At 60.9% G+C, this 7,739-nt stretch carries 6 protein-coding genes; 1 reads left to right on the top strand and 5 read right to left on the bottom strand.

Translation table 11 applies throughout. The features are described from left to right. Positions 1–191 precede the first annotated feature (191 nt). The 3 genes from OXM58_11880 to OXM58_11870 all read right to left on the bottom strand — a co-directional run bounded on the left by OXM58_11880 (position 192) and on the right by OXM58_11870 (position 2,381). A complete protein-coding gene (locus OXM58_11880) occupies positions 192–512 on the bottom strand; it encodes a hypothetical protein (protein ID MDE0149060.1) in 321 nt (106 codons plus the stop codon). A 194-nt stretch (positions 513–706) separates the two neighbouring features. Beyond that, positions 707–1,969 (bottom strand): hypothetical protein, encoded by a 1,263-nt coding sequence (locus OXM58_11875; GenBank protein MDE0149059.1) that lies wholly within the window; start codon positions 1,967–1,969, stop codon positions 707–709. 82 nt (positions 1,970–2,051) lie between these two features. Further along, positions 2,052–2,381, bottom strand: coding sequence for a hypothetical protein (locus OXM58_11870; protein MDE0149058.1), 330 nt, complete (start codon positions 2,379–2,381; stop codon positions 2,052–2,054). A 239-nt stretch (positions 2,382–2,620) separates the two neighbouring features. Between OXM58_11870 and OXM58_11865 the strand changes: the two genes are divergently transcribed. Further along, complete coding sequence (locus tag OXM58_11865; protein MDE0149057.1) at positions 2,621–2,983, top strand: hypothetical protein; 363 nt, start codon at positions 2,621–2,623, stop codon at positions 2,981–2,983. Between the two features lie 411 nt (positions 2,984–3,394). On the opposite strand, the gene OXM58_11860 is transcribed toward OXM58_11865, so the two are convergent. Together OXM58_11860 and OXM58_11855 are read right to left on the bottom strand one after the other, a co-directional pair. Then, on the bottom strand, positions 3,395–6,055 hold the full coding sequence (locus tag OXM58_11860; GenBank protein ID MDE0149056.1) for a hypothetical protein: 2,661 nt from the start codon (positions 6,053–6,055) through the stop codon (positions 3,395–3,397). Continuing rightward, positions 6,052–7,665 carry a hypothetical protein gene (locus OXM58_11855; protein ID MDE0149055.1) on the bottom strand — a complete coding sequence of 538 codons (1,614 nt, stop codon included), beginning with the start codon at positions 7,663–7,665 and terminating at the stop codon, positions 6,052–6,054. The genes OXM58_11860 and OXM58_11855 overlap by 4 nt, the downstream gene beginning before the upstream one ends. Positions 7,666–7,739: the final 74 nt, after the last annotated feature.

Genomic DNA, 7,739 nt, shown 5'->3' with positions numbered 1-7,739 from the left:
GGCGCGGCGGGCCCGGTCCGCGGTCCGGCGCTTTGCGGCGCAATTGCCGCAGACCTTGAGGCCGTGCTCGGGGGCAGCCTTGCCGCACGATGTGCATGTCCCGCTCGCGATGCGCTCGGCGTAGCGCCGGCGCAGGCGGGCGTTGGCGCGCTCCTTGGCGGCGCCGGTGCCGGGCATGACGGCGCCCCGGCTCAGCGGGCGTGGCGGACGGCCGCCAGCCCGCTGGCGCGCAAGCCCCAGAACTGGAGCCCGGAGGCCTTCAGATCGAGGGCGGTGCAGACGATGATCTCGTCGCGTCCGGGCCGGAACCTGCCGACCTCGGCCGCGCTGGCGATGGTGCGCTTCGGCCTGCGCCCCTTGATCTTCGACTGTCCGGCGTCGACCGGGTCGATCCGCCCGTCGGGCCGGGCGCGGAAACGCTCGACCGCGTAGCGCTCCCCGTCGAGCCCGCGCCCGAATACGTGAACCAGGTAGGTCTGCGCGCTGCGCTGCGACGGCCGGCGTATCGGCATGGCCTGCCTCCCCTTCCCGTGCGATGGCGAAGGCCGGGGGCTCCCTCCGCGGCGCCGCCCGGCCGCGCTCTCCCGGCCAGGCTCCGGCTTCCGCCGGCGCCGGGACGGGACCGGGGCGAAGGGGACCGGATCGGGCCGACGGACGGCGGGCCGGCGGCGCAGCGGGAAACGGCCCCGGCGCACCTGCCGCCGGCTCACCAGGGCGGCGCCGTAATCGTGGACATGAGGCTGGCGTCGCACAGCACCTCGACCTGGTCGGGCGCCAGCTTCTCGAAGGCGAGGCAGAGCGCGACCTCGGCTTCGCTGTCGAACGGACCGTGCTCCCGGCCGGTGGCGATCTCGATCACCGTCCAGGTCGGGTCCCAGAGCGGGATGCCGCGGAACGCCCCCGAACTCTCCCGGTGCTTGCGCGAACAGGGCTCGCAGCGCGCCATCCCCGGCGCCGGCGCGTTGCACTGGACGCAGCGGCCCTTCGCCCTTCGCTCGGCATAGCGCCGGCGCCGGGCGGCGTATTCCGCCTCGCGGTCGCGCCGTTCGGCCTTGGCGACGGCGCAGGGCGCGCAATAGGCCGTGCCGCCGAAGGTAGGGGTCTTGCACCTGACGCAGACCCCGGCGGCCCGGCGGGCGTCGTAGCGGGCGCAGGCGGCCTCGCAGCAGGCCCGGCACTCGGCCGCCCCGTCGGCCGGCTTGCCGCATGACGTGCAATCGCCCCGGGCCCGCCGTTCGGCATAGCGCCGGCGGTCGGCCTCGCGCTTGGCCTCGCGGTTCCGGCGCCGGGACCGGGTCCCGGCGCAGGGCTCGCAATAGGCCTTGCCGCCGGGCGCGGGCGTCGCGCAGTTGACGCACAGGCCGGCGGCGCGGCGTTCGGCATGGCGATCGCGCTTCGCCTGCCGCCTGTTCTCGCGGCACGGCTCGCACAGCGCCCGGCCCTGCGCGGGCGGGACATGGCCGCAGCGGATGCACAGGCCGGCCTCCTTGCGGGCTTCGCTGCGCCGGCGGCTGCGCTTGCGGCCGGCCCGGCGCCGCGCTTCCGGATCGCGGCCGCCATAGGGGACGCCCCCAACCTTGGCCCGCTCGTGACGGGCGCGGTCCCGCGCGCGGTGCTGCTCGGCGCAGGGCTCGCAGGTCGTGCGTTCGGGGCGCGCGGGAGCCTTGCCGCACCTGGTGCAGATGCCTTCGGCCTTGCGCGCGGCGTGCTCGCGGCGGCGGCGCGCGCGCTCGTAGGCCTTCGCGTCGTCGGGATTTCTCCGCGGCTTGCCCGCTGCGCGCAGACGGGCGTCCCGCCTTCGGCTGGCTGCGTTCCGCTTCTCGTTGCACGGCGCGCACAGTCTGCGCTCCGGCAAGGGTTCGGTCTTGCCGCACCTGGTGCACAGGCCGGCCGCGAGGCGCTCGGCGGTGCGCTGGGCGACGCGCTCGCGGTCGCGCCGACGGCGAACCGCCGGATCGGCATAGGCCATGCCGGCCTCCTCGAATTGGGGGGAAAGTGAAAGGCGGACCCCCCGCTGGCGCCGGGCCGGCAGGACGTCCAGGAAGGGGCCGTCAGCCCTTCTGCTTGCGGTCGCAAAACAAAGAGGTCGAAAGAGAACCCCAATATTGGACGCCGCCGCGGGTCTTGAGCCCAGTGCAGACGATGATCTCGTTGGGCGCGGGCCGCAGATCCTTCACCGCCTTCAGCGTCGCGGTGACCGGCTTCGCCTTGCGGCGCCTGGCACCCTTCGGCGCCGCGTCCGGGCAGCGGCGAATGTCGCCATCCGCCATCGCCCGAAAGCGCTCGATCAGATAGCGGTCGTCGTCGGCCAGGCCGGGTCCGAAGAAATGGGTGAGAAACGTCGCCGCCGTGTTGCCGGGCATCGCCATGGCTGCCGTCATGGTGCCGCCTCCTTCGTGCCGATGAGGGAAAGCGGCGGCCAGGCCCTCCCCGGACATGCCCGCCGCCGCCCGCTCACGGCCACGCGCATCCTCTTGACGGCGAGAGGCGCGGCGAAGCCAACCGGAACGGACTGTGGCCCTGTCGGCAGGACGGAGTCGGATCGGCGCTATGGCCGGCAGAGGCCTGTTGCGCTGTAATCGGTCGCCACGGCCCACAGGCGACCGGTGCGGACGACGGAATGGCGCAAGGAAAGGACAGGGACGGGCGGTCCGGCGACGGCGGCAGGAAAGCGGGCGCAATGGCGCTGCCCGCCGATCTGGAGCGCTCGCTGCGCCATCTCGACGACGCGCAGCTGGACCGGCTGCTGGAAGCCGCGGCCGCCGAGGCGCGCCGGCGCGGCCGGACGGACGGCAGGAAGCCCGGGACGGAAACCCGCAGTAAGCAGGCCGCGGTGACGCCCGGACAGGCGCGCCTGATCCTGGCCGCCCACGAGGCCGGCCTCAAGCCCGCGGCCATTGCGAAGGAATTCCGGCTCTCGCGGCCGGCCGTGCAAGATGTTATCAAGGCCGCCGAACGCGGCCGCCGCAAGACGGAGCGTTAAATGGATCGACGCCACAGGTGGACAGCGACACGCGGGAGACTGGTCCGGAGCGGTTGCGGATCGATGACCGGGTCCGGCCGACCGCCGCACTCCGATCGCTGGAAATCACCGCAGGACAAAGCGCCAGCGCAGAAATGCCGACATCGGAACGCACCACGGAACATGACCCGCAGATACATAGGCGGATCAGGTGCAGCGACGGTGTATGTCAACGACCCAAGCGCTGGTAGGCGACGAATTCTTGTGACGGACAACAGCAAAAGGGGTCGAGCCGATCTTCACTTTGTGGGACTGGAGATTTGTGGAGGCGGTCTTGAGGACTGTTTGCAAACGATAGCGCGGATCGCAGCGCTGAGCGGATTGAAGATGATCGGTACGAACGACACAAGCCACAGTGAAGCACGAGATATTCTAAAACGGGTCCCCCATGGAATTACCTGCGATGATGGCGTCTAGATCAATGGGATCCAGGTAGGAATCACGAATTCTTTTGCCAGAATTGTCATTGGCCCCTAGTTCAACTAAAATAGCATTATCTCCGGACAGCGCTCGCACAAGCCTGGGAAGGCCTGGCTCACTTACCCAAAAGACGAACTCTCCTTCTCTCGGCTTGCGGTTCAACTTCGGATAGCGTTTCTCGGTGAGACATGATTGAAAACCGGTTCCAAGTCGATGATGACGTTGGAACCAGTCTGGCGACGGCGTGTTGGCATCGTTCCACAATCTTTTCGAAGGGTAACTTGCGTGTACGACTTCTTGCGCCAATGGAAAGGCAGCGACCGAGGTTGCTACTACGACGACGTCGGCTATGTCCCCTAGCCGTCGGGCTTTATCGGCAGGCTGCTCATTGAATACTGGCCTTTCCTCGAAGTCAGCACCGATCTCGTGCGCGATCCAAAGAAGAATGTTATCCAGCATCGCGCGATCATCTGAAGCTCGATAGTATGGAGACTCCTCCAGCAGCCGTGCAATTCCTGCCTTACCGTACATTCCTTGCATCGCAGCCTTGAACGCTTCCCGCAGTTGATCGACACCCACTAAGCTAGTGGGTCGCATATGGCCGTCCGGTAAGAGATTGGACGGTGGCGGCAGAGTTCTGAGCCGCTGCAGCAAGCAAAGCACCAGCAATAACCTGTTGAAGAGCCAAGCTGCCCGATCTGGCCCCGGAATCGGTTGCTCAAGCTTATTCTTGAGTCGACGGATCATCAAACCGATGCGCTTACGACAGGCCATGACAAGCTTGGGCCAGTTTACATCGAAGTGGTCAGGATCGATTTCTCGTGCTTGCGCTACGTCGTCGGCCGACAACTCACTTGGCGAAGAATCCTCAGCATCAAGATTTCGTGCATCCCCATCGAGAGCAGGTTTCGAAACCGGCCCTATGGCGCGGAGCAGTGCGGCAATGATTTCTGATACTAAGCCGTCTTCCAGCAATTGGTTTTGGCGTCTAGACTGAGGTATTGCCGCGAGGCTGATTCCACGCGGACCAAAAGGTATTGCGGTCTCAGGCTCCGGTTGACGGTTAGTCCCATCTACAGCGGTAGCGTTGTGCTTCGAGGCGCCATTCCCTCCGGACGGTTGGAACTCCTCGAAGACGTGTCGCTGAAGCAAATCGAAAATTTCATCGAAACCATCGTAGTTTTCGAGACGGCCTAACTGATCGAGCACCTTGGCAGCAGCCTTTGGTCGCATCGCGGCAAGTAGAGCATGTTCATTATTGATCACGACCACCGCTCGAGGCTCTTCGGGGCCATCGATCCGAACCAGCCCTCCCTCTGTCAAAGGAGGATCGGTCGTTAAAATTACGCCACCCTCAGTTGCTGTGAAATTCGTAGACCGAAAACTGACCGAGCTTTGGAGCGAAACTACCGATTCACATTCCTCTAGACTTAAGCCGTTAACTGAGATCGCATTGCCCTGTCGGACGCCAACAATCACGGGAGTTGACTTGATCTTCAAGTCCCGTTGGCGCTCGCACTTGCGTTGTTTCTGACTGCGAATTGCCACCGCTTGAAGTGTTTCAGGAGAAACCGATGGCGCTGTTTTCAAAACATTTAGCCCAAGTTCCGTGGCTGCCTTTAGCGCAGCATTCCCGGTCAGCGAAACAATCGCTTCGGCGTTGCTGTATTCACCGCCAAGCCAGCCGGCTTTGGTAACATTTGCACTTCCAAGGCAAACGATTGGTCCGGACTCCGTTTCAAATAATATTGCTTTGCCGTGAGCAAAACTATCTCCAGAGGCGGCAGTGCGAAAGGCGCCCATTGTCGATGAGTCAACGAAGCGCGTACCTTCTGGGGCAGATTCAGGGGCTTCAAGTACCGCCGTATCTGGCTGCAAGCCCACTATGATTTCACTGGGATCGAGTTCTTCTGACATCCTATTCAGAACCCGCAAGTCCTTGTCAAAATACGGACTGACTACAGAAATTCGATGCACGCGGGATTGTATTTGGTCGATAGTTTGCGCCCAAAGAGGTTGATTATTGGGATGCGAGCCAATAAAGCGATATTCGAATTGTTCGAGATCTTTCGCGAGGCGGCCATAGAAGTCCAATCGCTGCTCGATTTGGTCAAGCAACGCCTCTTGCGCCGCGCCGGTGTAACGCAGCCAGTATAGACAATATTCTAATGCGTTGAGCAGATGGCCTCGAGACGGACCTCCACATTCCGAGCCCCAAAAGGTCGTGATTTCTTCGTTGTGGGCAAATCCTGAATTTGTTGCGTTATGGCTACCGATACTTAGAATAGACGTCTTTTTCGACAGCAATGTCAGAATTTTTGGATGAAAAGCTGTCGGGTGTACCACCGGTGCCAGCAGATAGTCCTTTCCTGCTCGCGCAGGTTGTCGAAGTGGATCATCCATTGAGGTCGCGAGCTGTCGCGCATCGACGATGACAATATTCAAACGGCTGCCCGCCCGTTCAAATGCTCGAAGCAGGACTTCTTCATAGAACGCGGCGTCAAAGGTAAAGGTCGTGAGAACAGATGCCTCGATCGAGGCCCGACTCTTCACCAAGTTGCGCAAGGTGTCGAGAAGCGGATATCGTGTGATCGACAGACTAGCTTCGGTCATCGGCGGAAGCCAGTCAGCATTTCCAAGCCGAGCTCGGTCAACTCCGGCAGCGCTCCGGCTTGCGACTGGGTAACGCCAAGATCGAGCAGGATTTGAAACGCCTGTCGCAGCCGAGGTTGGGTTTCCACAATATGGTCCAACTGACGATGTACCGACATGCCGGGCTCGGCGATCCGGAACATCAGGGTGTCTTCGCCGGACTCTCCAAGCTTGCGAATTGCAACCCTTTGATGCGCGCAGAGAGTTTCAACGAGGAGACTTTTCATCCATTGGCGACAGGATAAGCCGCGCCAGTGGCTCTTGGCCAATCGATTTAAGCTGTCCAAGGTCAATGGATAAGAAGCAAGCGCACCTTTGTGCAGGGCAAGAGACGCGTAGCAGTCTGGTTCGTCTCCCCAGCGTGCAACTAGACGAATGAACATTTGACATGCGGCTTCAAGGGGTGGCAGCCGTTCGTCTGTCATACGTCGCCAAAGAGCCAATTCATGATTGGAATCCGACAGCAATGAAAGGGTAGGCGCTGCAAGGCGGTCAGCTTGCAGCATTCCGTCGAAGTCGTGTGTTGAAGGAAATGAGAAAGACGGCCGACCCAGGAGCCAATCGGCAAAGTGTCGGACATCGCGAAATGGCTTAGGTCGTCCGTCTAACTCATCCAGAGCAAGCTTGAAAAGTGTGTACCAAGCTAGGCTCATCATTTCATTGCGTGTGTAAAGTGCCCATTTCGATCGCACCGGCGCTAGAATTTCAGGAACGACCCAAGGCTCGTTTCTGATCGCTTCAGTGTAGCAGCTGGACAAGAATTCCTTTACTGGATCCGCGCTAAGCGAGCCGTCGGCGATTTGTAGAAATTCCAAAAGTAGGTGAAATGTCGCTCTTCTCGATTTGCCTGCCACAGTACAATCTTCAAACAACATCTTCATGAGTGAACTCTGCGCAGTATGGCGGCGTCCACTGTGAATGGCGCACGGGCAAAAATCTGCCAAGGCGTCCAAGTCTGTTGCCTTAACAGTAGTTTGTGACAGTACTTCAAAAAAGTTGATTTCGTCGTTTTCATCGGCATAGCTCAATGCCAATGGTTCACCTATTTCGTCTGTATATTTAATTCCAGTCCTGGAATTCCCGTAGAGTACGAAATATTCATCCCTCAGAGGCCCAAGGTAGTACTGTCCCAGTCCTCCTAAAGAATTCTTGAAATATCGCTTCTTATTGTCTTCATCGCGGTTGGCATACTCATTTATGTCAAGCTCGACTCCATTGGATAAGGCTGCTGCCGCTGGACCCAGCTTCCGCCTTCCTGCGCAGGCAGCTCCATGAATGGACGCATTTTGATCATTGCTGACGATTGCATGACGTTCTGCGACCAAAGTGAACAGACAGTCGGCTCGTCGCAAAGCGGTTTTGAACTCCGAATCCGTGGCATTGGGAAATCGCTGTTCGAAAGCTCGGATAAACCAAGGATAGAATCCGAAATAAGCCACCCTATCGGTGACGTTGGTAATACCAGGCAATAGCCGCGAGTAAATTAATATGCACGGTTGTTGCGTGCCAAGATTATCAAGGCCAATCTTATCTTTCGGCCGCTCCAGCCACCCTACGACCGGTTGATCCATCTGCTTCTCCGAGGTTTCATCGTGACCGTTCTCCCATTAGCCAGAATCTTGCCAGACGCTCTCTAAATGAAGCC

Source organism: Rhodospirillaceae bacterium, assembly GCA_028819475.1.
In the GTDB taxonomy this organism is placed as follows: domain Bacteria; phylum Pseudomonadota; class Alphaproteobacteria; order Bin65; family Bin65; genus Bin65.
The sequence above is the reverse complement of the archived record's forward strand: the minus strand, read 5'-3'. Positions and strand labels throughout refer to the sequence as shown.

Excerpts from the sequence above, each read along its gene's own strand:
- OXM58_11880 (MDE0149060.1), bottom strand. The coding sequence starts at position 512 with ATGCCGATACGCCGGCCGTCGCAGCGCAGCGCGCAGACCTACCTGGTT.
- OXM58_11875 (MDE0149059.1), bottom strand. The coding sequence starts at position 1,969 with ATGGCCTATGCCGATCCGGCGGTTCGCCGTCGGCGCGACCGCGAGCGC.
- OXM58_11870 (MDE0149058.1), bottom strand. The coding sequence starts at position 2,381 with ATGACGGCAGCCATGGCGATGCCCGGCAACACGGCGGCGACGTTTCTC.
- OXM58_11865 (MDE0149057.1), top strand. The coding sequence starts at position 2,621 with ATGGCGCAAGGAAAGGACAGGGACGGGCGGTCCGGCGACGGCGGCAGG.
- OXM58_11860 (MDE0149056.1), bottom strand. The coding sequence starts at position 6,055 with ATGACCGAAGCTAGTCTGTCGATCACACGATATCCGCTTCTCGACACC.
- OXM58_11855 (MDE0149055.1), bottom strand. The coding sequence starts at position 7,665 with ATGGATCAACCGGTCGTAGGGTGGCTGGAGCGGCCGAAAGATAAGATT.